The 24,652-nt window shown below is 51.0% G+C and carries 23 protein-coding genes; 7 read left to right on the top strand and 16 right to left on the bottom strand.

Annotation, left to right across the window (positions count from 1 at the left end; genetic code table 11):
* Positions 1-98: 98 nt before the first annotated feature.
* Entirely contained in the window at positions 99-845 is a 747-nt protein-coding gene (gene fabG, locus ABD931_RS04510) for a 3-oxoacyl-[acyl-carrier-protein] reductase (RefSeq protein WP_345264368.1), read from the bottom strand.
* 160 nt (positions 846-1,005) lie between these two features.
* Between fabG and ABD931_RS04505 the strand changes: the two genes are divergently transcribed.
* Complete coding sequence (locus ABD931_RS04505; RefSeq protein WP_345264366.1) at positions 1,006-1,752, top strand: phosphatidylinositol-specific phospholipase C/glycerophosphodiester phosphodiesterase family protein; 747 nt, start codon at positions 1,006-1,008, stop codon at positions 1,750-1,752.
* Position 1,753: 1 nt separating this feature from the next.
* Here ABD931_RS04505 and ABD931_RS04500 read toward each other — a convergent pair whose 3' ends face one another.
* The 5 genes from ABD931_RS04500 to ABD931_RS04480 all read right to left on the bottom strand — a co-directional run bounded on the left by ABD931_RS04500 (position 1,754) and on the right by ABD931_RS04480 (position 7,721).
* Positions 1,754-2,629: a hypothetical protein gene (locus ABD931_RS04500; protein WP_345264364.1), complete on the bottom strand. Its 876-nt coding sequence runs from the start codon at positions 2,627-2,629 to the stop codon at positions 1,754-1,756.
* Positions 2,578-3,033 (bottom strand): hypothetical protein, encoded by a 456-nt coding sequence (locus ABD931_RS04495; RefSeq protein WP_345264362.1) that lies wholly within the window; start codon positions 3,031-3,033, stop codon positions 2,578-2,580. Before ABD931_RS04495 ends, ABD931_RS04500 begins: the two co-directional genes overlap by 52 nt.
* Before the next feature lie 122 nt (positions 3,034-3,155).
* Positions 3,156-4,325, bottom strand: coding sequence for a hypothetical protein (locus ABD931_RS04490; protein ID WP_345264360.1), 1,170 nt, complete (start codon positions 4,323-4,325; stop codon positions 3,156-3,158).
* A 142-nt stretch (positions 4,326-4,467) separates the two neighbouring features.
* A complete protein-coding gene (locus ABD931_RS04485; RefSeq protein ID WP_345264358.1) occupies positions 4,468-6,993 on the bottom strand; it encodes an ATP-dependent Clp protease ATP-binding subunit in 2,526 nt (841 codons plus the stop codon).
* 65 nt (positions 6,994-7,058) lie between these two features.
* Positions 7,059-7,721 carry a WbqC family protein gene (locus tag ABD931_RS04480; RefSeq protein ID WP_345264356.1) on the bottom strand — a complete coding sequence of 221 codons (663 nt, stop codon included), beginning with the start codon at positions 7,719-7,721 and terminating at the stop codon, positions 7,059-7,061.
* Positions 7,722-7,849: 128 nt separating this feature from the next.
* Here ABD931_RS04480 and ABD931_RS04475 point away from each other — a divergent pair, with 128 nt between their 5' ends.
* Complete coding sequence (locus ABD931_RS04475; RefSeq protein WP_345264354.1) at positions 7,850-8,728, top strand: lysophospholipid acyltransferase family protein; 879 nt, start codon at positions 7,850-7,852, stop codon at positions 8,726-8,728.
* A 79-nt stretch (positions 8,729-8,807) separates the two neighbouring features.
* Here the strand turns inward: ABD931_RS04475 and ABD931_RS04470 are convergent, their stop codons facing one another.
* The 6 genes from ABD931_RS04470 to mltG all read right to left on the bottom strand — a co-directional run bounded on the left by ABD931_RS04470 (position 8,808) and on the right by mltG (position 14,262).
* Positions 8,808-9,848 (bottom strand): hypothetical protein, encoded by a 1,041-nt coding sequence (locus tag ABD931_RS04470; protein ID WP_345264352.1) that lies wholly within the window; start codon positions 9,846-9,848, stop codon positions 8,808-8,810.
* Positions 9,849-9,896: 48 nt separating this feature from the next.
* Positions 9,897-10,517, bottom strand: a complete 621-nt coding sequence (locus tag ABD931_RS04465) for an L-threonylcarbamoyladenylate synthase (RefSeq protein WP_345264350.1) — start codon at positions 10,515-10,517, stop codon at positions 9,897-9,899.
* Between the two features lie 29 nt (positions 10,518-10,546).
* Positions 10,547-11,590 (bottom strand): glycosyltransferase, encoded by a 1,044-nt coding sequence (locus tag ABD931_RS04460; RefSeq protein WP_345264348.1) that lies wholly within the window; start codon positions 11,588-11,590, stop codon positions 10,547-10,549.
* Positions 11,591-11,758: 168 nt separating this feature from the next.
* A complete protein-coding gene (locus ABD931_RS04455; protein ID WP_345264346.1) occupies positions 11,759-12,727 on the bottom strand; it encodes a YihY/virulence factor BrkB family protein in 969 nt (322 codons plus the stop codon).
* Between the two features lie 36 nt (positions 12,728-12,763).
* Positions 12,764-13,171, bottom strand: a complete 408-nt coding sequence (locus ABD931_RS04450) for an acyl-CoA thioesterase (RefSeq protein WP_345264344.1) — start codon at positions 13,169-13,171, stop codon at positions 12,764-12,766.
* A 53-nt stretch (positions 13,172-13,224) separates the two neighbouring features.
* Complete coding sequence (gene mltG / locus ABD931_RS04445; RefSeq protein WP_345264342.1) at positions 13,225-14,262, bottom strand: endolytic transglycosylase MltG; 1,038 nt, start codon at positions 14,260-14,262, stop codon at positions 13,225-13,227.
* 268 nt (positions 14,263-14,530) lie between these two features.
* Here mltG and ABD931_RS04440 point away from each other — a divergent pair, with 268 nt between their 5' ends.
* The gene (locus ABD931_RS04440; RefSeq protein ID WP_370469304.1) at positions 14,531-15,730 is read left to right on the top strand and encodes an MFS transporter; all 1,200 of its coding nucleotides are present in this window, start codon (positions 14,531-14,533) and stop codon (positions 15,728-15,730) included.
* Positions 15,731-15,741: 11 nt separating this feature from the next.
* Here ABD931_RS04440 and ABD931_RS04435 read toward each other — a convergent pair whose 3' ends face one another.
* The 3 genes from ABD931_RS04435 to ABD931_RS04425 all read right to left on the bottom strand — a co-directional run bounded on the left by ABD931_RS04435 (position 15,742) and on the right by ABD931_RS04425 (position 20,061).
* Positions 15,742-17,154, bottom strand: coding sequence for a glycoside hydrolase family 30 protein (locus ABD931_RS04435; RefSeq protein ID WP_370469308.1), 1,413 nt, complete (start codon positions 17,152-17,154; stop codon positions 15,742-15,744).
* Between the two features lie 386 nt (positions 17,155-17,540).
* The gene (gene treA / locus ABD931_RS04430; protein ID WP_345264336.1) at positions 17,541-19,103 is read right to left on the bottom strand and encodes an alpha,alpha-trehalase TreA; all 1,563 of its coding nucleotides are present in this window, start codon (positions 19,101-19,103) and stop codon (positions 17,541-17,543) included.
* A gap of 58 nt (positions 19,104-19,161) precedes the next feature.
* Complete coding sequence (locus ABD931_RS04425; protein WP_345264334.1) at positions 19,162-20,061, bottom strand: oxygenase MpaB family protein; 900 nt, start codon at positions 20,059-20,061, stop codon at positions 19,162-19,164.
* Positions 20,062-20,341: 280 nt separating this feature from the next.
* On the opposite strand from ABD931_RS04425, the gene ABD931_RS04420 reads away from it, so the two are divergent.
* Entirely contained in the window at positions 20,342-21,184 is an 843-nt protein-coding gene (locus ABD931_RS04420) for an alpha/beta fold hydrolase (RefSeq protein WP_345264332.1), read from the top strand.
* Positions 21,168-22,379: an ATP-binding protein gene (locus ABD931_RS04415; protein ID WP_345264330.1), complete on the top strand. Its 1,212-nt coding sequence runs from the start codon at positions 21,168-21,170 to the stop codon at positions 22,377-22,379. Before ABD931_RS04420 ends, ABD931_RS04415 begins: the two co-directional genes overlap by 17 nt.
* A gap of 52 nt (positions 22,380-22,431) precedes the next feature.
* On the opposite strand, the gene ABD931_RS04410 is transcribed toward ABD931_RS04415, so the two are convergent.
* Positions 22,432-23,007 (bottom strand): DUF4136 domain-containing protein, encoded by a 576-nt coding sequence (locus tag ABD931_RS04410; RefSeq protein WP_345264328.1) that lies wholly within the window; start codon positions 23,005-23,007, stop codon positions 22,432-22,434.
* 493 nt (positions 23,008-23,500) lie between these two features.
* On the opposite strand from ABD931_RS04410, the gene msrA reads away from it, so the two are divergent.
* Both msrA and ABD931_RS04400 read left to right on the top strand, forming a co-directional pair.
* Complete coding sequence (msrA, locus tag ABD931_RS04405) at positions 23,501-24,172, top strand: peptide-methionine (S)-S-oxide reductase MsrA (protein WP_345264325.1); 672 nt, start codon at positions 23,501-23,503, stop codon at positions 24,170-24,172.
* Between the two features lie 174 nt (positions 24,173-24,346).
* The gene (locus ABD931_RS04400) at positions 24,347-24,610 is read left to right on the top strand and encodes a hypothetical protein (protein WP_345264323.1); all 264 of its coding nucleotides are present in this window, start codon (positions 24,347-24,349) and stop codon (positions 24,608-24,610) included.
* Positions 24,611-24,652 lie beyond the last annotated feature (42 nt).

Below are 24,652 nucleotides of genomic sequence, written 5' to 3'. Positions count from 1 at the left end.
GGTTTGAGGTTTAAAGTTTGGGGTTGGTTAGAGGGCAACAGCGGGTGTTAGGCAGTCCCGCAAAACCTCAAACTTTAAACCTCAAACTTCAAACTATTCTAAGTTAGCATACCGCCGTCGACCTGTAGAACCTGACCGGTGATGTACCTCGACAGGTCGGAAGCCAGGAACAAAGCACAATCGGCTACTTCGTCGGGCTGACCTCCGCGCTTCATCGGAATGGATTGTTTCCACTCCTCAAGGGCCTTTTCGTTGATTTCACCCGTCATTTCGGTTTCGATAAAGCCGGGGGCAATCGCGTTGGAGCGGATATTCCGAGAACCCAGTTCGAGCGCTACCGATTTGGTAAACCCGATGATTCCTGCCTTGGAAGCGGCATAATTGGCCTGTCCGGCATTCCCCCGGATACCTACCACCGACGTCAGGTTAATAATTGAGCCTGCTTTGGCTTTCATCATCGGCCGGATAGCCGCTTTGGTCAGGTTAAACACCGACTTTAAGTTAACGTTGATAACGGCGTCCCATTGTTCTTCCGACATCCGCATCAGCAGACCATCGCGGGTAATGCCGGCATTATTAACCAGCACATCGAGCGAACCGAAATCGGTTAGTACCTGGTTCACCAGTTCTTCAGCGGCTTTATACTCCGAGGCATCGGAGCGGTAGCCTTTTACCTTGCCCCCAAACGCGCTCAGTTCTTCTTCCAGCGCCTGGCCTTTTTCCACGCTCGACAGGTAGGTAAAGGCCACCTGCGCACCTTCTTCGGCAAAACGCCGGGCCATGGCCCGCCCGATACCCCGTGAGGCACCGGTAATCAACGCAACTTTTCCTTGCAGTAAACTCATTGAATCAATTGTCTGGTAAGGTAGATCATTTGTTAGAAAGGCCCAAAATTAATCCTTTGCCGGTGTAAGACAAAAACCAGGTACCATAGTATATATTACCGGATCGTGTTACATTTGTTTAGTTCTGCTTTCCGGATATAGTAAGATAACAAACTCAACCATGATTCGATTTCTGCTTTTTTTGCTCCTGCCCGCCTGCTGCTTTGGCCAGCAGATTCACGCCCATAACGATTACGAAAAGCAGCGCCCTTTTACCGACGCGTATGAGCAGCGTGCCGATTACATAGAAGCGGATGTTTACCTGGTAAACGGTAAGCTGGTTGTGGCGCATACCCGCAGCGAAATCGACACCAGCCGCACCCTGGAAAGATTGTATATCACTCCCATTCTCCGTTTATTTGAGCAGCATAAAGGACGCGTCAGCTCCGACCGGAAGTACTCCTTTAACCTGGTCATCGACATAAAAGATAAAGCCGAAGACGTCATGCCTATACTGGTTGGCATCATTCACCAGAATATGGATGTTTTTAACCGGCAGGTTAACCCAAACGCGGTGCAGATGATCATCAGCGGAAACCGGCCGAAGGTTAATGAGTATGTCGACTACCCTCACTTTATCCTATTTGACGGCCGGCCGGGCGAGGTGTACGACGACGAAACCCTCCGGCACGTAGCGCTGATCAGCGATAATTTTAGCAACTACTCCCGCTGGAACGGCACCGGTGACTTACCCGATGACGATCGCAATAAGCTCAAACGGATTATCAAACGAGCCCACGACCAGGGTAAACCCATCCGGTTTTGGGCTATTCCCGACAATGCCAATGCCTGGAAACAGCTCCGCAAACTCGGCGTTGACGTAATAAATACCGATAAGGTGGCCGAGGCTACCGCCTTTCTGCGGTAGCTCACCGGAAAATATATACCAGTGAAAAAGCTGGTTGCAGCGTAGCCGTAACCGTTAAGGTCCAGCCTTCAGCCTTTCTGTTTTCCGGATCGGCCTGCTGCGGAGCATTCGTGAAACGCGTGGCCGCAGCACTGCCCAGGGTAGCCTCGACAATAAACCGCTCCCGCAGCATGTAAGCCAGGCCCGCCGAGCCTCCTACCTCAATGGAGCGCTGATCGATGCGGAACGAAGGCAAACCCTGCCCGGTATTATCCCGGCGGAGGGTTCCCTGCCGGTACCCGACATGCCCTTCTACAAAAGGCCGAAGCCGTCGGGTGCCTGCATACTGCTTCAGATACGGCTGAACACCAATACTTGTTTCGCTTTCTTCGGCAACCGCTATGCCAGAACGGTTAATTACCCTGCTCTTTTGAAAAGACACCGGTATGGCTACACCCAACAGCCGGTTGTTCCGGATAAATACGCCAACAGACGGGGCGGTAGTAAACACGCTGGCCCTTGAGTCGGAAGAATAGCTGTTTGAGCCACTGCCGGCCGTACCAACATCCTGACTACTCCCCTGCTGATTACCCGCAACTCGAAAACTGCCGCTAAGCACCCAGTGGCCGCGCTCGGTTTGCGGACTCACCTCCTGCGTAACTGCCGGATTGTAAGCGGTACCACCCGTAAGTAAAGACAACCCTAGATTGAAGCCGCCAAAGGAAAACGGAAAGGCTATCGATTGCGAAAAGGCTTCGACCGCTAACCGGTCTGTAACAAAATACACCGCACCGACCTGGGTGAACGGATTTACTGTAGTTGACGTACTGTAGTTCGTATACCGGTTCAGGTGATAATTGCTGGAACCGGGCTGCCCCTCAACGGATTGACTAAACATGTCGGATCGGGAATAGGTAGCGCCAACTCCTCCGCCCGCAAATACCCGCCATTGCTGCCGGCCCCAGTACTTTCGCACAAAGGCGTTGAGCCCGTAGGTGTAATCCCGGAAAAATACTGGTAAGCCGGAGTAGCAGAAACCAGCGTATTGATGGTATTCGAATGATTCCATTGGCTCCGCGAACTGGCAGAAACGCCAAACAGAAAATTGTCACGCACGAACCAGCCTTTTGACAACGCTATAGTCAGCGCCGGTGCCCGCCCAGAAAGGGTACTCTGAGTACCCTGCTCCAGGTGGGTGTAGGTCAGATTGATACTGCCCGTAAGCAGCCCCCTCCCTTTCTCGGTCTGAGCCAGAGTCGGCAGGCCCGATAGCAGTAACGAAGCTACCAGAATTCTCCTCATATGAAGTGTTGTTAAGTTTGCAGTAAGCTAACACTTCAGGATAAATTAGTAACAATTGGGTTCCTTAAATTTTGTTAAAACATCCGGTTCCTTTGGCAACGGCACCATAAACGCCCAGCCGTTTACAGAAACGCATATGAAAGGGAAAAACCTGGCCGTAAAGTTGCCCGTATATCGCCAAAATGCTGCCTGATTTCGCCATCGCGGGTTTTTGACCAGCCACCCCCAATTCGGCCCAACTCACCCTCCAGAATAAACCGGGTGCCGATCATATAGGCCAGACCCGCGCTGAAGGTAAGCCCGTAGGTATCAGTAGTGGTGCCATCTTCCTGCCACTGCCAGGACGCCTGAAGCCCGGCATAGGGTGTCAGCTTCTGCGTGGTGAAGTATTTCTTAACAAACGGCTGAACACCGGCGGTCCGCCGTTCGACCCGGACCTGTGCCTGCCCAGGCGTATTTACGTAAGCGTCAGTGAGAATATTGTACGAGAAAGGAGCCGCTACTCCGATAATCAGCCGATCAGCTATGAGATACCCTATGGACGGACTAACCGAAACTCCCCGGCTTACCTCCTGCCTGAACACCTCTGCTTTGCTTTCACTCGGGATAAGTTGCCGCAAGTTGTCGTTGAGCACAAAGCCCCCGGCCAGTATCCAGTTGGTAGCCAGCACTTGGTTTTGGGTAGGCAGTACCTTAAGCGGGCGGGCGGGCAAACGCCCACCGGTAACCATTACAACACCTACGCCCAGGTTGCTGATCGTGAGCGGAAAAGCAGTTGATCGGGTGGTAGCCTCTACCCCCCAGCGGTCATTGACGAAATAAACAAACCCAGCCTGCACTTCCGGGCTGAGCCGGAGCCGGTGCTCGCGCTGTTGCGTTACCCGGTTTGCGGTCGAAAGCGATTGGGTCTTTGCCCTATCGTAGCCAAACAAAAGACCCCCTCCCAGATACACCCGCCAGTTCTGGCGGCCCCAGTACCGGCGGATATACGGCGATACGGTCGAGGTAAAAGCAAGTTTCTCATTCTTAGTGTCGTACCCAATACCTACTTCATTGTGTAGGGTACTGCCAGAGGCCGCTACTTCCATTCCCAGAAGCACACTCTGCCGCACAAAACACCCTTTGTTAATAAATACCTGCACGCTGGCATCCCGACCACGCTCCAGGTATTTCTCCGTTGTTGTCAACTGACCACCAATGCCGCCAGACCATAAACCCCGACCTTTCTCTGTTTGGGCCAGTAATGTACCCAAACTTAAGGTGAGGCTAACAAAGGTAGTGATAGCTCTCATGCGCTTGGTTTTGTTAACTAATTTATAAATGAACGATTTAAGTATGGAAGCGGATTTAGTTCTTCACGTATATTTATTTAATGCCCTAAAAAAAAGCCCCTATAGCAGTGCTATAGGGGCTAACTTACAAATTATTATATTATCATTCAACCACTTTCTGACTTTCTGTCGTAATGGTGAGCTGGTCGCTGCTGCCATCGTGATCGGCCAGGATGACGTCACCATCGACCAGTTCGCCTTTCAGGATTTCCTCTGCGACTGGGTCTTCAAGGTACTTCTGAATAGCGCGGCTCAGCGGACGGGCACCGTACTGCGGATCGTATCCCTTCTCAGCCAGAAAGTCTTTGGCCTTATCGGTCAACTCAACATTGTAGCCCAGGCTGGTTACCCGACCCAGCAGTTTGCCCAGCATCAGATCGATGATCCGGTGGATGTCTTCACGCTGTAGTGAGTTGAACACGATTACATCGTCCAGACGGTTCAGGAACTCCGGCGAGAAGGCCTTGCGAAGTGCATTCTGAATCGTACTCTTCATCAGGTCGTCCTGACTTTCTGACTTAGACCGGGTAGCGAAACCGATACCGGAGCCAAAGTCTTTCAGGTCACGAACCCCAATGTTGGAGGTCATGATGATAATGGTGTTGCGGAAGTCGACCCGGCGGCCCAGACCGTCGGTCAGGATACCATCGTCGAGTACCTGCAGCAGGATGTTGAATACATCCGGGTGAGCTTTCTCAATTTCGTCGAGCAGCACCACACTGTAAGGCTTGCGACGTATCTTTTCCGTCAACTGTCCTCCTTCTTCGTACCCGACATAACCCGGAGGAGCACCGACCAGCCGGCTTACGGAGAACTTCTCCATATACTCCGACATATCGATCCGAACCAGCGCGTCTTCTTTATCGAAGAGATAGGTTGCCAGCACCTTTGCCAGTTCCGTTTTACCAACACCCGTAGGCCCTAAGAAGATAAAGGAACCTATCGGCTTCTTCGGATCTTTCAGCCCAACACGAGTCCGCTGAATAGCTTTCACCAGCTTCTCAATGGCGGCATTCTGCCCGATCACCCGGCCTTTCAGTTCGTCGGCCATGTTGATAAGTTTCCTGCCTTCGTCGTTGGATACACTGGTTACCGGAATGCCGGTCATCATGGCTACCACTTCGGCAACGTTGTCTTCGTTCACCGTGTAGCGACGCTTTTTGGTATCTTCCTCCCAGGCCTGCTTGGCCCGCTCCAGTTGATCGATCAGGCGCTTTTCCTTATCCCGCAGCTGAGCCGCTTCTTCGTATTTCTGGCTCTTCACTACCTGATTCTTCTCTTTCTTAATATTCTCGATCTGCTCTTCGAGCTTCAGAATATCGTCGGGAACAGTAATGTTGCTGATGTGAACACGGGCACCCACTTCGTCGAGAACGTCAATAGCCTTATCCGGCAGGAAGCGGTCGCTGATGTAGCGCTCCGAGAGTTTCACGGCTGCCTCTACCGCCTGCGGGGTGTAGTTGACGTGGTGGTGATCTTCGTACTTATCTTTAATGTTGTTCAGGATCTCAATGGTTTCTTCAACCGAGGTAGCATCAACCATTACAACCTGGAAACGACGGGCCAGGGCACCATCCTTTTCGATGTACTGGCGGTACTCGTCGAGCGTAGTGGCACCAATACATTGAATATCACCCCGCGCCAGGGCCGGCTTGAACATGTTGGATGCGTCGAGCGAACCAGAAGCGCCACCGGCACCTACGATGGTATGTAACTCGTCGATAAACAGGATCACTTCCGGCGATTTTTCCAGCTCGTTCATGACCGCCTTCATCCGCTCTTCAAACTGGCCGCGGTATTTGGTACCGGCCACCAGCGACGCGAGGTCAAGGGTCACCACCCGCTTGCCGAACAGCACACGGGATACTTTCTTCTGAACAATACGCAGGGCCAGACCTTCCGCAATCGCCGTTTTACCAACACCCGGCTCACCAATCAGGATCGGGTTGTTTTTCTTCCGGCGGCTCAGGATCTGCGCCACGCGCTCAATTTCTTTTTCACGGCCAACAATTGGATCCAGCTTACCCAGTTCGGCCAGTTTGGTCAGATCCCGACCAAAATTGTCCAGCACCGGGGTCCGTGATTTCTCAGCGCCCTTCGGATCCTTACCAGAGCCTGATCCACCACCAAACATGCTGCGGGTGTCGTCGCCGTCATCGTCTGTTTCGGGACCCATGTGCGGACGGGAGCCCGAGGATTGGTACTCTAACATCTCTTTTATGACTTCGTAGTTAACGTTGAATTTATTCAAGATCTGCGTAGCAACATTATCTTCATCACGCAGAATCGAAAGCAACAGATGTTCTGTACCGATCAGTGGGCTTTTAAAAATCTTAGCTTCCAGGTAGGTAATCTTCAGCGTTTTTTCCGACTGCCGCGTCAGGGGAATATTCGCCAGATTTTTTACGTTGTTGGTAGCCGTTCCCTTGGTTGCCTGTTCGATAGTCACCCGCAGTTCATCCAGCGAGATGCCCAGTTTCTTCAGCAAGCCAACAGCTACGCCCTCGCCTTCCCGGATCATGCCCAGCAGCAGGTGCTCTGTACCGATATAATCGTGCCCCAGCCGCAGAGCCTCTTCCCGGCTCAGCGATATAACTTCTTTAACGCGGTTTGAAAATTTTGCTTCCATTCGCTTTGGGTCTCCAGTCGTAAGCGTTACAATAGCGTAACACAAATTTTTTTAGGTTTGTTCATTCAGGATACTACCCGGATTTTGCTTTCTTTCAGCACATCCAGAGCGCTTGGTCCCTGGCAGAATAAGAGATCAATAATGCTTAGATTAGGCACAAATACGTTGCCAAAATTTTGGGCATACACCCGTTCCCGGTAAAATAAAGGGCCCTCACCGGCAAGATGGGCACTTATCCGGGATCGGGCATCAATCACCCCCGGATCAGGTTGCTTTTGGTAACATTCTGTCAGTTTTACCTGAACCGATGCCCCTACCAAATGCAGACATATTGTCAGTAGCTCAAGATTCAGGTCGAATAAAAATGCTGATTTTCTCCGGATAACCGGCTCCAGGTACGGTGCGTAATACTCGAAAAATGGTGCTTTGCCGTATGCCGCGCACAGGCAACGCCAGTGCCGATCCTGCCAGGACTGTCCATTATCAATTCGGACATCCCGAATAAGCTGCTTATGGGTACCATTCTGGACCGGGACCGTCAAACAATCAATCTTATTCGACGTCAGAACGTAGCAGCGATTTCTGTAACTTTGCTTCTGGTAATGTTCGTTTGCTTCAATGCGAACGCGATTAAACATCAGCAGGCCCGCTATATAATCCAGACAGGGCAGGAAATGAAGTTCAATCAGCAGCTCATTCGGTTTATGCTCTATTTGGTATTTTTCCAATAATGAGTGGGTTAATGGTTACCAAGTAACGGAAAAAAGTAGTATAGTCAAATTTTTTTAATAAAAATTAATTATTGGGTGACGTTCGCCGGATTTGATTCCTTCGTTGCCACCTCATCGCCCTATAAATGGTATTTTTTCGATTCCTGTCGCGGCTGCCACTTCCGGTTCTCTACCGCCTGGCCGATGTTCTTTACGTACTGCTTGCCTACCTGATCCGCTACCGGCGAAAGACTATTCGCGAGAACCTGAGGGCTTCGTTTCCCGACTTGCCGGCCACCCGGATAAATCGACTGGTCAAGGGATTTTACCGGAATCTTACCGACCTGATCGTAGAAACCATTAAACTCCCCAGCCTGCCGGCCGAAGAACTATCCCGCCGGGTTGTATTTTATAACGATGAACCGGTAAAAAAGTATCTTCGGCAGGGTCGGGCTGTTATCGGCATGGCTTCGCACCAGTGCAATTGGGAATGGATTCCGCCCGCTTCGGTGCTGAACGGTATGCCAACAGACAGTGTGTATAAACCCCTGAAAAGTGAATTTTTCGAGCAGTTGATGCGGCTGATCCGCTCCCGGTTTGGAGCCCATCCTCTACCCATGACAAAAATACCGAGGGAAATGGCGGCCCGCCGACATACCCCCCGCATTGTCGCCCTGGTGGCCGACCAGGTTCCCGACCAACCCGAATACGGGTACTGGATGCCGTTTCTGCACCGCGATACGCCATTTTACCCCGGCACCGAACGACTTGCCCGCAGCTTTAACCTGCCGGTCTTTTTTCTGGAAACGGTACGCATAGGCCGAGGCTACTACCGGGCAACCTTCTACCCTGTTGCCGAGCCCCCGTACGATAACCTGCCAAACGGAGCTATTCTGGAACGTTACCGCCTGCTGCTGGAACAATCAATCCACCGCAACCCGGCCGACTGGCTCTGGTCACACAAACGCTGGAAACACAAGCGGGAAGAGTATGAGGGGAGGATTAGGGGGAAAATTAATGCATAATGATGAATGATAAACGATAAATGTACTGGCTCATCCTGTCGTTTATCGTTTATCATTCATCATTATGCATTGCCTTTTCTTACTGGTACTGAATATAAATCGGCTTGGGGTCTTCAGTCAGCACCTCTTCTGCCGTCATCAGGTGGTGAGGGGCCTTCTTTACATCGTTGTGGTAGAACAGCTTGAAACCAGTGTACTGCACCATTTCTTTTTTGATGTAGTCGCGGTAGCTATCTCGTTTCAGCACGGGCTCGCCCCAGCCATCCATGTGCATGACGATCTGCACATTAGGGTTAAGTTTAATATTTTTGTAGTTTGTCACCATGCGCTGGGTGAACCGGTGCACCACCAGAATCTTGGTAGGCAAATTATGCTCCTGCTTAATGCGGCTCAGGAAGTTTACGGCATAATTGATGTCGGCCGCATCGTAGGTTCCGATCTTTGTGCCGGGCCGGGCACCGGTTTTCATCGAAAACTCAGGATCAATACCCAAATGGACATACGGTAACGTCAGGTATTTTTCCAGATAAGGCAATTCCTGCTGTAGGGTAGACAGACCAACCTGTACGTCCAGGAAACAGATAGCGTTATGCTCAGCTGCCCATTTAATTACTTTCCGAATGGTGTAATCGCTCATTCGGAGACGGTACTTTCCATCTTTGCCGGGTGCGCCCTGGGCAGTAATGGATACTAAGTGAAGCGCCTTCTGGATGGGTTTTGAGGGATCAGCTTTTCGCCAGTTTTCCGCTTCCCGGTCCAGTCGCCGAAGCATTTCATCTTTGGGGTACTCGCCCAACACGCCCATTTTCTTTGAATGCGGGTTTCCGTAGTAAGCCAGAATTCGCCGATCGGGCAAAATAGGATCGGGTACTTTAGGAGCCATCATCCGCAGCGAATCCAACGGTGTTAATTCTTTACCCGCAGTAGCTGCCGTAGTCGCTGCGGCAGTAGTAATGGCGGTGTCTTTGGTTACTGCCAATTTGGTATTACTGGTTTCGGGAGCGGCTTCAGCCGATGTGTTGGGGTCCGACTGTGCCGTTTCCTGCGCTGAGCGGGATTGACAGCCCCCGGCTAGCAGGGCTGAGAGTACGAGTAAATGGAAGGATTTCGAAAAAATCATATGAATTAATAGAACCGTTGAGCGATAAACTTACAAAAAATGTCACACTTAAAGCGAGTAATCCCCCAGCCCTTCGCGGATAATTTCAAAAGCATCGGTGGTGGCGTCAATCACCGTAGATGGTATATTTCCACCAGGGCCACCGTCAATCACGATATCGACCTGATGCTGAAATCGTTCGAAAATCTCTTCTGGATCAGTAGGATACTCCAGAATTTCATCGTCATCCTTGATGGAAGTCGTAATGATCGGATTGCCTAATTCAAAGACGAGCTGCCGGGGGATAGCGCAGCTGGGAACCCGAATACCGACTGTTTTTTTATTGGCGTTAAGAATTTTGGGAACCCGGTTGCTGGCATCAAGAATAAACGTAAACGGTCCTGGCAGAAGCCGCTTCATCAGTTTAAACGTCTGGTTACCCACCCTGGCGTAATCGGCGATATGGCTTAAATCATAGCAGATAAACGAAAAATCATTTTTAGTCGGCTTAATACCTTTTACGCGGGCAACGCGCTCTACCGACCGGGTGTTATGGATATCGCAGCCCATACCATACACGGTATCCGTCGGGTAAATAATTACAGCTCCATCCCGGAGGGCATTCACTACATGCAGTATTTTACGTTCTTCGGGATTTTGGGGGTGTATTCGAATAAACTCGGCCGGCATACCATCAGTCTTTTATCATATAACTATGCTCAGGGCTTTTTAGCTGGCAGACTGAGCGTACGGCGTTGCCGATGCCAGTGAATATACCGCCGATAAGCCGCATTGACCGGTAAGCGCATCCGGCACAGTATCAGAATAGCGGTGGTCAGCGGGCCGGGAGCCTCTACATAACGTAGTAGTTCACCAAATTTTAGAGCAAGGTCAAACTGCTCCGCATAAAAGCATTTGCGAACAAACTGCCGGATACGGCCGGCGAGGGCCTGGTATTCGTCGGCGGTGGCGCACTGGTCAAACGCTTTAAGACAAACCTGGAGCGTCGATTGTAAAAGCCGGTTATCGGTTAGCACTACCTGCTGCGACAGTGAGTCTGCCAGCATGCGTTTGTAGGTCAGCACCTCATCGATATACGCGTACTGGTAGAGTCGCGATGTACGTACCCAGAAATCGAAGTCTTCAAACCAAAGTGATTCGTCGTAACCGCCGATGCTGTCCAAAACTTCTTTACGCATCATCATGGTAGGGGTGCAGATAAAGTACGATTCCAGCACATGCCGAAATACATCGCCGGAAGGCACCTTCATCTTCGCCTGCCCTTTTTCGTTGATTGGATAATGGTAGTTGAGCAGCGTACCCCCCGGACAGATGTACCGGGCATTGGAGAAAACCACGGCATAGGAATCCGGCAGGCGATCAAAAAAATCGACTTGTCGGGCTATGCGGTCCGGCAGTAAAATGTCATCCCCTGCCAGGTCGATGACGTAACGGCCACCGGCTCGTTTAAGCCCCTGATTGAACGCCTGGCATAAGCCGGCATTTTCGGTATTCTGAATAAACTCAACGTCCGGATGCTCTTTAAGAAATGCCCTGATGCGGTCCGGGGTGCGATCGGTACTCCCATTATCGATGACAATTAGCTCTACATTCGGGTAGCTCTGGGAAACAACCGACTGAAGCGTTTCGGCAATATAGGATTCGTGATTGTAACTGGTACAAATAACGGAAACCCATGGTTTTATCTGGTTTAGATAAGGCGACATGGGCAGGTTATTAACTTTTCCGGTGATTGACTGCATCAGATTCTGTGACTCATGCTGCTAACGAACGGCTCCGGTGATTTCTCATATGCGTTCGTATAAATTCCAGGTAAAAGTAAGAGTATTTTACCCAGTTACCCGCAATCTTTTTAGCAAACGGAAAACTAAACCGTTAAGTATGAGCCAATAATCAATGGCCAGCTTGTGTTAGCCTGACGTTGCCATACTGGCCGGTTCTTTCGGCTGGCTGATCTTTTCTTCTACCTGCGGATCCCGCTCGCCTTCCAGGTTATACAGGCAGTCGTTAATTTCAAAGCCAATAATCAGGATCATGGATACGACATTGACCCAGATCATCAGCGCGATCAGCGTTCCGATAGACCCGTATACTTTGTTATACGAACTGAAGTTGGAAACATAATAGGAAAACCCGTAGGTCGTCAGCACAATCAATGTTGAGGCCGTCAGACAACCGGGCGTAATAAGCCGCCATTTCATGTTTACGTCAGGGCCAAACCGGTACATGACCGCTACTACACCTACAAAAACAGCAAATACAACCAGGTAGCTACCCAGCGTGACGATTCGGTTCAGCACGTCGCTAATGATACCTAATCGTTGAAGATAGCTGGTGACTACCCCTCCGATCACCAATACCATTATGGCCAGAAACAAGGCAAATGTGAGCGTAAACGTCAGGGCCAGGGCCACCAGCCGTCGTTTTAAAAAGCTTCGGTGTTCAACAATTTTGTGCGATGAATTAAAGGCATTCATCAGCGCCATTACGCCGTTGGTTGCCGCAAAGAGAGCAAACAAAAAACCAAATGACAGCACTCCGCCCCGCGGCCGGCTTATTATATCATGAATCGTGGTATCTACCACCTGAAATGTAGGTGCCGGAATCACTTCGGCCAGAAACAGAAATATCTCGGTTTCAAAATTCTCGATGGGGATGTAGGGAATTAGGGTAAAAAGGAAAATAATGGACGGAAAAATGGCGAGAAATAAGTTGAAAGCAGCCGACGATGCCCGTTCGCTGGTATCATTGTCCACAATTTTATTGGACATTCCTTTCAGGAAATCATACCAGGTAGTTCTGGAGTTTAATGCATAGGTGTGCTTCAACTGATGAATGATCCGCTGCACCCACTCCAGGTTCTTCAGCTTATCTAACATAGTACGGTACCTTACCTATAGAGGTTAACTAATCCCTCAAAAAAAAGGTTTTATCTTGCTGAGCCATTCGGCCGGCATCGTACAAAGGCGTCCCGTATCGGCCCGTTGAAAGACCAGCGTCGTTTCGCCGGTATTGAGCAAAATGCCTTCCTGATTGAAAATTTCGTACTGAAACAGAATACGGGCACCGGGGAGGTGCGGAATGCTAACCTGCACGGTCAGCAGATCATCGTAACGGGCGGGCCGGATGTAGCGGGTTTTCATTTCGTATACCGGCATCATCACGCCCGAGGCTTCCAGTTCTTTGTAGCTCACCCCTACACTTCGCAGCGACTCCACACGCCCGATTTCGTAAAAACGGGCATAATTGCCGTAATAGACATACCCCATCTGGTCGGTATCGGCATACCGCACGCGGAGATTGGTGACTGTGTAAGTGAACATAAGGTCAGTGATGAGTTAAGAGTTATTACTTACGCATCCTCTTAACTCTTAACTCATTTCATAATCTTCCGTTGGTTCAGGGCGCGCTGGTAAAGGCGGGCGTTGGCCAGATGCTCGGCATAGGTGCGGGCAAAATTATGATAGCCGGAGAAGTCTTCTTTGGCTACAAAGTACAGGTAATCGTGATTCTCGGCGTTCAGCACGGCATCAATAGATGATTCCTGCGGCAGGTAAATGGGGCCGGGCGGCAGGCCGGCATAGCGGTAGGTATTGTACGGTGAGTCGATGGCTTTGTGAACGTTCAGCACCCGGCGGATGGTGAAATCACGGGCAGCAAAGATCAGCGTCGGGTCGGCTTCCAGCCGCATTCCCCGTTTCAGGCGGTTCAGGTACACGCCGGCTACGCGGGGTTTCTCGTCGTTCTTTTTGGTTTCGCCTTCCACGATGGAGGCCAGAATCTGCACCTGGGTTTGCGACAGGCCCAAGGCAGCCGCTTTCCGTTTGCGCTCTTCAGTCCAGAAGCCTTTGTATTCTTTCGCCATGCGGTCGAGAAAATCCTTTGGCTTCACGGTCCAGAAAAACTCGTATGTATCCGGAATAAACATGCAGACAATGGTGGTGGTATCAAAACCGTATTGCTGTGTCACGGCCGGATCATTCAGCAGGTCGGCCAGCGTGTCGGTGCCAAACTCCAGTTTGCTGCCTATGCGTCTGATGAGGTCGTCTTTCAGGCGAATGCTGTTGAAGGTCAGCTTTACGGGGTCCTGGTCGCCACTGCGGAGTTTGACAAGCGCGGCATAGTTACCCGTTTTCGGCTGGATCACATACCGGCCGTATTTGACACTTTGCGGGTACTTCATCAGCTTGGCCAGAAAGCGAAATGACAACTCATCGTGAACAACGTCGTGCTTTTTGATGGTGTCCAGTACCGTCTGATACGTTGCACCGCGGGGAATATATAACTCAAAGGCTTGGTCGTTTTCACCTACCTGCAGGTTAGGGGTTTTAAATACCTGCCAGGCGTAAAATGAAAACGAAGCCGCAAGCACACAAACAAAAATAAACAGGCCAATCTTAATATTACGGGACATACAGTTTACATTTCGAGCACAAAAGTACGGTAAACCCACCGGAATGGAAACCCAAACGGTATACTTCCTTTCCGACTAACGCCGGTAATGACTCGATCGGTATTTCTGCTTTCCGGCCAACGTATAGCATTACCGAAAGATAGAGCTGGATTTTTCTAAACTTTTTGTCCGTTTCCTAAACAGCAGCGGCAAACCGGAAACTAAAGCTATTCGGGTAAAGTTGACCAACCATAGTACGTATGATGCTGCTTTGGCTTTGCAGGGAACAATGATTACAACTACTTCTACGACCACTCGTTCGACGCTCTATACGCTTCCGTTCTGGCTACTATGTTTGAGTAACTTTCTATTTTCGGCCAGTTTTCAGATGCTTATCCCGGAACTCCCGGATTACCTGACCAGGCTGGGCGGCCAGGAATACGTGGGGTTGATAATTGCGTTGTTTACCTTCACGGCCGGTATTTCCCGGCCGTTCAGCGGCAAACTTACCGATACCATCGGGCGGGTACCCGTAATGGCGTTTGGCTCGGTCGTCTGCTTTCTGTGCGGGTTCCTGTATCCGTATCTGCTTACAGTCTGGGGCTTTCTGATGCTCCGCCTGATTCACGGCTTTTCGACCGGCACGAAGCCTACCGCCACCGCTGCGTATGTGGCCGATGTAGTGCCGGTCGAGCGCCGGGGTGAAGCTATGGGAGCTTTAGGTCTGTTTACCGCCACCGGTATGTCGCTGGGGCCGGCCATTGGTAGCTGGCTGGCAGACGCTTACTCCATGGACGCGCTGTTTCACGTATCCTCTGTGTTTGCCCTGATGTCGATCCTGATTTTGTTGCGGATGCCCGAAACGCTGGACAATCAGCAGCCATTCCGCCTGCGTTTGTTTAAGCTGAAGCGGGAAGAGATCTTCGACCGGCAGGCTACCAAACCGTTCTTTGTGTTGCTGCTGCAATCGTTTTCCTCAGGAGCAGTGCTGACGCTGGCTCCGGCCCTGAGCAGTTCGCTGGGAATTACCAACAAAGGCCTGTTTTTTACCGTATATACTATTGCGTCGCTGGTGATCAGGCTCCTGTTCCGGCGTTCGTCTGACCGCTACGGGCGGGTACCCGTCCTGGCTATTTCTACGGCGGTGCTGGTGGCGGGTATGGCCGTGCTGACAATAGCGCATACGCCGGTTTTGTTTTACACTGCCGCTATTCTGTTCGGGATGTCGTGGGGAATGAACAGCCCCACGGTTCAGGCCTGGACCGCCGATTTAAGCGATGAACACACCCGCGGCCGGGCCATGGCTACCATGTACATTGCGCTCGAAGCGGGTATCGGCATTGGTGCGGTACTGTCGGGGTATCTGTTCAATCATCTCGACCTGGGCATGGAAGCCTCTTTTGCCCTCTCGGCGGTGCTGGCGCTGGTAGCTACGCTGTATCTGCTATGGCTGTGGCAGAAAAATCGCGTGGCCGGGGTTTTGCAATAAGCCGGCTTCTCTTACTTCCATACATAGGTACCGACGGCACCACTGGGTAGGGTGGTCGACACAATTTTACCCCGAAACCGAATAGCAAACGTCTGTGTGTTGCGGGCCTCGTTCAAAACGATTAGCACTTTCGTCCCGTCCGATGTTCTGAACGCTACATTCTGTAGCGCACCGGGAATGTTGGACGCAATACGCACCGACCCGGGCCGTACGAATCTGGCGGCATGGGCAATGATATAATACGACACATTACGGGTGACGCCGGTGCCGATAGTCAGGGCACCCAGGCAGGTAGAACAACCACCCGGTGTACGGGGGCCGTAACTGGCATCGGTAGCCAGGTTCCACTCCAGCACGTTGCGGCTCCCGTTGCGGGTAGCGCCAATGAGTACGTTTTTCAGGTGCCAGTTCAGATCTCCACCAAAATTACCATTGGTACCGGTATACTGCTCGGTGAAGTACAGGTTCCGGTCGGGGTGGGCCGCACGAACCTGCGACATGGCACTTATGTCTCCGGCGTAGAGGTGAAAGGCAGATCCATCGATGTATTGTTTGGCTGCCGGATCGTTCAGAATTGAAATGGGATAATTCGGATTATCGCAGTTGTGGTCGTACAAAATGATTTTGGTTGTCAGCCCGGCATTCCGCAGCGCGGGGCCGAGGTTATTTTTGATAAAGCTGCCCTGCTCGGCAGCCGTCATAACCATGCTGGGATTATTGTTGGGGTTCAACGGCTCATTCTGCACAGTGATTGCGTCAATAGAAACCCCTTCGGCTTTCATAGCCTGGATATACTTCACAAAATAATTGGCGTAGGCCAGGTAGTATTCAGGTTTGAGACTCCCACCGACAGAGCTGATATTGGTTTTCATCCACCCTGGCGGAGACCAGGGCGTTGCCACAATTTTAAGGGCCGGGTTTAGGGTCAGAATCTGTTTCAGTACCGGCAGCAGGTCTGCCCGCTCCGGACTGATATTGAAATTGGTGAGGTTCGGGTCGGTCTGCCCGGCCGGCATATCGTCGTACGAAAATACCGACTGGCTGAGATCCGAAGCGCCGATACTCAGACGCAGGTAGCTTACCCCGATTGCGTTGCCCGTAGTAGCGAATAATTCGGTTAGCAGCGCATCGCGGCTGGCCGCAGTCATCCGGTTAAGCACATAGGCACTGCCGCCGGTGAGCGTATACCCAAATCCGTCGATCGGCTGAAAGGTCTGGGTGGTATCCACGTCGATGGTCAGGTCCTTAGTGGTGGTGTTGCTGAAGGCCAAAGTAGAGGATTGCTTCGTAAACAGGGCTGATTTGTCAGGCTTTGTCAGCCAATATTCCACATTGCCCAGGGTTGGGGCAGGAGCCGCCTGCCGGCCACCCGCATTGGTGTCCCGAAAACCGAGGCTTTCCGGGTTTAAGCGGCAACTGGTCATTCCGCTGGTTAGGATACCAGCCAGCAGTGCCACCAGAGAATAGCTGGTGAGAATAAAGTGCACGATTTAATAGGATTTTGTGGGCGAAAGGTAGGCTTTCTGCGGCATTTACCAAAAACCAGCTCTGTTTTCAGAACGTATCCATCCAATGTCCTGGGTGGTTCTACTGACTGGATCCGATACTGCATTGTTGATGGTACCGCCCCGACCACCTTCGCCGGTATTCGGTGCATGGTATCTGGTTACCTGTTCTATGCTGTACCGAGTTCTGTCGAATAAGTGTAATCCTGGTCAACAGGAAGTGTTTGACCTGTACCACTACCCGGCAGGCATGTTCAGAAAGCCCATGACGAACCAAAACCCACCGGGCCGTTACTCCTGTCTCCTCACTCCCCTACTTTATACGTGTTCATAAGCTTCAGCAACACGCCGTTGGTCCAGCCAAAGCCGTCCTGAGAGGGGTACTCGCCACCACCGGCTTCCAGGTTGGTGTCGATGACGTTGTACTTCTCCATCAGTTTACCGGTGGCTTTGTACACCCGGATGTTCAGGCCGGCCCAGCGCCGGGCTATTTCGCGGGCCAGATCACTGCGGCCGTAGTTTTCCAGGCCCTGAACGGTCATCCACTGCAAGGGTGCCCAGCCGTTGGGCGCATCCCACTGCTGCCCTGATGTTTTCAGGGTAGTAACCACTCCACCCGGTTTCAGGAAATTCTGCTCCAGCACAGCCGTAACGGTTCCTATTCGATTGTGGGGGGCAATCCGAAAAAAGAAGGGCGACATACCGGCGATGGTCATTTCGCGGGAGCGGCTACGGTTGGGCAGCACATAATCGTAGTACCAGCCATCCTGCGGATTCCAGCAGTATTTGTTGATGGCTTTTTGGCGGCTATAGGCGAGCCGGCGAAAATTCCGGGCCTCCCGGCTGTTGCCCGTTTGTGCGTAGGCCCGGCTGAGCGTCACCTCCAAATGATAGAGCAGGCCGTTCAGATCAACGGGGACGATGTCTGTGGTCCGAATGGTAGCCAGGTTTTCGCCGTCGGCAAACCAGCGGGTGCTGAAATCCCAGCCGCTCTCGGCACCGGAGCGAAGGTGCCGGTACAGGGCCGCCCGGTCGGCCGGATTACTCTCTCGGGCCAGCACGGAATCTTCGTAGAACGACTCCTGCCGGGGAATTACATCCTGGTCATAGTAGCGGTTGAGCAGACTACCGTTGGGCATTCGCACCACGTGTTTGGTAAGTTTGGTATTATCCATCCAGTAGTCGTACTCCTGCCGCAGCGCCGGCAGGAATTCCTGGTACACGCCTTCACCTTTTCGGGCAGCCAGCAACTCTACCATCAGGGAGAAGAACGGCGGCTGCGACCGCGAGAGGTAATAGGTCCGGTTCCCGTTCGGAATATGGTTATAGGTGCTGATAAGATAGGCAAAGTTGCGGATCATATTTTCGACCACAGCCTCCTCACCACTCTCCTGCAGGCCCAGCATGGTAAAGTAACTATCCCAATAGTACACTTCGCGAAAGCGCCCTCCGGGTACAATGTAGGCATTCGGTAACGGCAACAGGGAACTGCCGGGGCTGATTTGGTCAGGGGTGCGCTTGAGTACCGCCCAAAGCTCCCGGATATGGCTTTTTACATCCTCGTTCCGGTCAGACTGATAGGTAGTACCCACCTGTGCCGGCAGCTCAAAGTTTTCCTGGACAAAGCGCTCCAGCGAAAAGCGGATGGCCGGGTTAGCTTTGATTTGCCGATAGTCGTTTATAATATCAATGGGGGCTCGTTTGGGAATGCAGTCGACAAAGGTCTTGCTGTCGGGGAAGATTCTGGCCATCTGCACATCCACAAACAGCTCCCCATACACTTTGTCGGGCGCTACGGGCGTGGCGACCTGAGCCTGTACCAGGCCAACCGCCAGTTGATACCAAAAGAAAAGCAGGAGTCGGCGCATAGTGGGCTACTGGTTAGCTGAAAATAAGGTAGTATTTTTACTAAAGCCCCTTACCCCTTCATTTGTTTATCCGGCGAAGAAGCTTTTCAGGCCCCATAGCCTCTACCTCGGGCACACCGTTTGGATAGGAATGGTAGTAGCTGTTTTCGATCAGTGTCGGGTAAGGCTTAACCGTAATCCAGCGCAGCGGCCATTTGCGTAGCCAGAGCAATCCATTCAGGAGGGCCGTGACCAAGCGGGCGGGTGGCGGATACCCAAACGCCTGCCGCAGCGAATCGCTGATCAGGCCGGCAACAGCCTGTTTCACTACCGGCCTCAGGAAACGCGGAAACCAGCCCTGCACCACCCGGATGGTAGCGTCGGCTACCCGTCGGTTGCTTTCGGCATACCGGAAATAGTTGGCTTCATACTGCCGGTTGAATTCCCGAAACGCTTCCAGGCTCCCGGGAATTGCCTGCAGGTGCATTCGGTGGCCCACCTCCCGAAAAAAATAATAAAAAGCCTGCTCCTCGCTGGAGGTTAGTTTTCGCCAGCCATACCGGTTTACCCAGTCGATAGGGTAAAAGATAAAGGTCGCCAGCACAAACAAAAAATCCTCGTTGGCAATCTGGTAGAACCCATGAATGCGGTTTATGTGCTCAATGGCCCGCGCGCCCCTATCACTGTCAAGCCCATGCTGAATAAAACGAGCGATCAAAATAGCCGTATCATCGTACCGGCGCTGCCCGTGCTGTTCAAACTCGCCCGTGCGGTTGGTAAGAGCCGAGACCCGCGGACTGGCGTAGGTATGAAACAGGGCCAGTTCAAGCGCCCGGTTAATGTCGAACGGAAATTCATACCCAATCAGGAGCTGCACCATCCGCTCATAATCGCGGGTGGGATCAAGGGTGCGGAGTTCGTGCCGGACCGCCGGGTTCCGGAATACTCCTAATCGTCGGCGATAATCGGGCTGTATCATAGAGGGTCGATAGGACGCTTAGCGGGATAAAACGCCCTTCGCTATTAAATACGGTATAATCAGCCAGAGCAGGCCTTTGATCAAAAAGAACAAAAAGCCGAGCCAGCCAACCCGCCGGAGCCATGTTCTGAATCGCTGGTTCATCATATCGGGTGTAAAAATACGGGCTACCCCACAAAATAAGTTTATTCCTGAAAAAATGTTGTTGGCTACAAGGTGTTCCTGCTTTTGTTGAATTCAAACGTATATTGTGGCTCGTTTACTTACTCACGTTTCTAAAATGAATAACGATGTAATTGCCCGCAACAACGTAAAGGTGTTTGGCAACGGCTCCCAGCCGATGCTCTTTGCCCACGGTTTTGGCTGCGACCAGAATATGTGGCGGTTTGTAACGCCATCGTTTCAGAATAAATACAAAATTGTCCTGTTTGATTATGTAGGCTCCGGCAAATCTGATTTGAGCGCATACAGTGCCGAGCGCTACAGCAACCTGAACGGCTACACCCAAGACGTACTGGATATCTGTCAGGCGCTAAACCTGAGGCACGTTATTTTTGTCGGTCATTCGGTCAGCAGCATGATTGGTCTGCTGGCGGCTGTAAAAGAACCGCACTTGTTCGACCGGCTGATTTTTGTGGGTCCATCTCCCCGATACATTAACGAGGGCACAGCGTATATCGGCGGTTTTGAGCGAAAAGACATTGATGAGCTGCTCGATACGATGGAGAAAAATTATATCGGCTGGGCTAACTTTCTGGCCCCGGTCATCATGAAAAATACAGACCGGCCGGAGTTGAGTGAGGAGCTGAGTGAAAGCTTCTGTTCAACCGATCCGCACATTGCCCGGCGTTTTGCCGAAGTAACCTTTTTTTCGGATAACCGCAGAGACCTGGCAAAATTAAAAGTACCGTCGTTGATTATGCAATGCTCCGATGATCTGATCGCACCAATGGCGGTTGGCAACTACATGCATCAACATACGCCTGGCAGCACACTGCGGGTAATGCAGGCAACCGGACACTGCCCGCATATGAGTGCGCCGGAAGAAACCATTGCGGTCATTACTTCCTATTTGCATTCGGCCAACGCCAATATCGCCGACACTTATGACGGAAAGTACTGACGACGACTTGCTGGATGTAATACCCTGCGGCCTTTTTGCTTTTACAGATGAGGGGATTCTCGTAAAAATCAATCAAACGCTGGCCCGGCAGTTGGGGTCTACCGTTTCGGAACTGGTGGGCCGAAACGTAGAAACGATTCTTACAATAGCCAGCCGCATTTTCTACCAGACTCATTTCTTTCCGCTCATTAAGCTCCACGGAACAGCCGAAGAAATATTTATTTCGCTGAAAACCAAGACACAGGCAGACGTGCCGGTATTGGTCAATGCCACGCGCCTACTGGAGAATGGCCGCTTCCTGAACATCTGCGCCTGCCTCCCGGTCTATCAGCGGCAAAAGTACGAGCAGGAGATAATTAAAGCACGCAAAACAGCCGAAGAAGCCCTGTTAAAAAACGAAGAATTAAGTAGAACCCAGCAGGAGCTGGAGCAGTATAAGGAAGAACTTGACCGGCGAATCAGCCAGTTAGAACAGCGCAATCAGGAGCTGACCCAGTTCAACAAGATCATATCGCACGACTTGCTGGAGCCGGTGCGCAAGATCACAACTTTTCTAGATCTGCTGCAGCTGGAAAACCGGGCAGCTCTAACCCAAAAAGGCAATGAGGCCATTGACCGGGCCATTCTGGCCAGCCGCCAGATCCGGCAGATGATTACCAACCTGCGTGAGTTTGTCTCCGTGGATATCGCTTCACTAAAACCAACCGTAGTCGATTTAAACGAAATTGTAGACAGTGCCCTTCATAAGGCCAGGCTTCATACCGGTTACGACCGGCTATCGCTGCATATAGAGCCACTGCCGGTAATTGAAGGAAACCCGAAACAACTTGAACTGTTATTCTACAACCTGATCGATAACGCTATTAAATTTCACCGGCCAGACATAGATGCCATAACCAGCATCGATTTGAACTGTAGCATCATTCAGCATAATAGCTACCGCGCATTTAAAGGAAAGTATAAATACATCGATTTTGCCAAGATCACCTTTACCGACAATGGCATCGGTTTTGATAACAGCTACCGCGACTATGTTTTTCTGATCCAGAAAAAGCTTAATCCAACAACATCTGGTCTGGGCTTTGGCCTGTCGCTATGCAAAAAGATTGTTGAAAACCATGCCGGCTCAATCTACGCCGACTCAACGCCGGGGCAAGGTACCCGATTTACCATTCTGCTTCCCGTAAAACAATAAAGACCTGCCCTCAGTGGGCAGGTCCGCCTTATGTTCTTAGAATCACCTCTACTTAGCTACCGAGTTTATCACCACGGTACGGGTATTTCTCAAAAATCAGGTTTACAGCTTGCTTTATTTTATCTTCCCGTTTATCAAAGACATTTCCGTCCATCAGACCGGAGGCAAAGCCCTGCCATACAACTTCACCGGTATTTTTATCAAGCAGATTAATTATCAGCGTACCAGCCTCAACCTGGAATTCTTTGGAATTCTCCGGATTTCGGACTTGTAAATCGCCCCAATAACCGGAGCCATATCCGGTAAAGCCCTGAATGGTAGTCGGCTTGTCAAATACCCGAAAATTCACGATCAGGTCGGCATTCTGCTGAACCTTGTTATAACCTCGTCCTTCCAGCGAAAAAGCAACTGCATTACGAATGCGCTCCTTCAGAACCAGGTCATTCAGGAAATAAAAGCCCGGATCAAGCTGATTATCTACCTGAGAAGCCCAGGTAAACGATTTATAATTGCTGAAGTCATGATTTAATCGCTGGTCTGCATTGACGATGACGTTCTGGCCGCGGTTCGCGCAACCGGCCATACTAACCGAAATTAGTACAGCTGTAAATAATGTTAATAGTTTCATAATAACCTCCTGTTTTTTGTTGTTCACTTACTAGTCATGCTTTATAGGTTAAAAAGTCATGCCATAAATCCCTCCAGCAAACACCTTTTTCGTAATCTGGCATATAAATTACGTTCTGATAAGTGCTGTCAATTAAATTGTTTAGAAACTACCTAACCGGTCGCTTCAGCTTTAATTCTTTCTATATCAAGACGTTTGAACCAGATTAAACGCGATTGATCTGATTATCCTATAAAACACAAGTCATTAAAAATAAGGAAGTTATAAAAATTTCAAAGTACTTATCCGTGCCAAACCCATTTACTGGTAGAGGTTAGAAGTTGAGGTCTTTCTACCACAGAATAGAGGAATGTATCCAACACAGATTAGATTTTTTCTAATTTTTCCGGCATAGCCACCATATGTTTTCGTAAATCTTATCAATACGGATTTGATTTACGCCGTTTGCTGTTTAAAGACAGATATATGATTTCTTCGCCAAACGTACCCTGTTATGAATCGGCTTCTGTCAACCTTGCTTAGTCTGCTGCTGCTGACCGGCTGCGCGCAACAACAATCGAGTACCCGAAAGACTACCGGCGACCAGGCCCCCGCCAGGTTGCCGACCCTCCAGCCCGGAGAGGCCGTAGCCACGTTTGCCGGTGGGTGTTTTTGGTGCCTTGAAGAAGAATTTGAAGAACTGAAGGGGGTTCGGGAAGTTATTTCCGGCTATGCGGGTGGCCGGACCGAAAATCCGACGTACGAGCAAGTAGGCACTGATACCACCGGCCATGCCGAAGCGGTACAGGTGTATTATAACCCGGCGGTGATTTCGTACGATACGCTGGTGAAGGCATTCTTTTCCGGCCACGACCCTACTACCTTGAACCGGCAGGGTCCGGATATAGGCGAACAATACCGATCGGTAGCCTTTTACCGTACCCTTGAGGAAAAAGCCAGTATTGAAGTGGCCATCCGGGCGGTAAACGCTTCCGGGCATTTCAGCGACCCGGTTGTTACTGAGATAGTCCCGTTCAGAATTTTCTATCCTGCCGAGGTGTACCATCAGGGGTATTACCGGCAGCACCCCGAAAATCCCTACATCCAACGGGTCTCTATGCCGAAAGTAGCGAAGTTCCGGAAAGCCATGCAGGGAAAACTTAAGGACGATATTCCGGCTATGTAAACGCCGGCAGGGGCTGATGCAGGCCAGACCGGCTTACCGTTTATCCTGCTTTTTACGGTGTTCACCACTAAATTCGACGGGTTCATCCCGGAATTATGATCCTTCAACTGGTAGCCTGTTTTTAGATTTGGCGATCCTTTTTATCTTTGGAAGGCAAACCTGATCCATCCCTTTATGAAAAAGGTCCTACTTTGTGCGCTTTTGTTTGTAGGAACGGCGGCTATTACGAAAGCGGCCGTCTGCGATGAGAACACCGGCGACGATCGGGAAAGAGGGAAGACCGAGGCCAGTCAGTCCCTCACCTGGTTTGGCGACCGTGGTTTTATCCCAAAGCGTTCGCGCCAGAACAGTTCATCCGATTCGCCACAGCCGCAGTCCCTGGTAGAAAAAGGTATCCGGTTCCTGTTCGGGACCTCTCTTAAAAAGTGCGATAACTAAGGCTTTGCTGCCCTATTGAAGACCCCCGACGGAGTACCCGCC

It is taken from the genome of Nibrella viscosa (genome assembly GCF_039541875.1).
Lineage (GTDB): Bacteria > Bacteroidota > Bacteroidia > Cytophagales > Spirosomataceae > Nibrella > Nibrella viscosa.
Note: the sequence above shows the minus strand (reverse complement) of the source record. Positions and strands in the feature narration are given on the sequence as shown.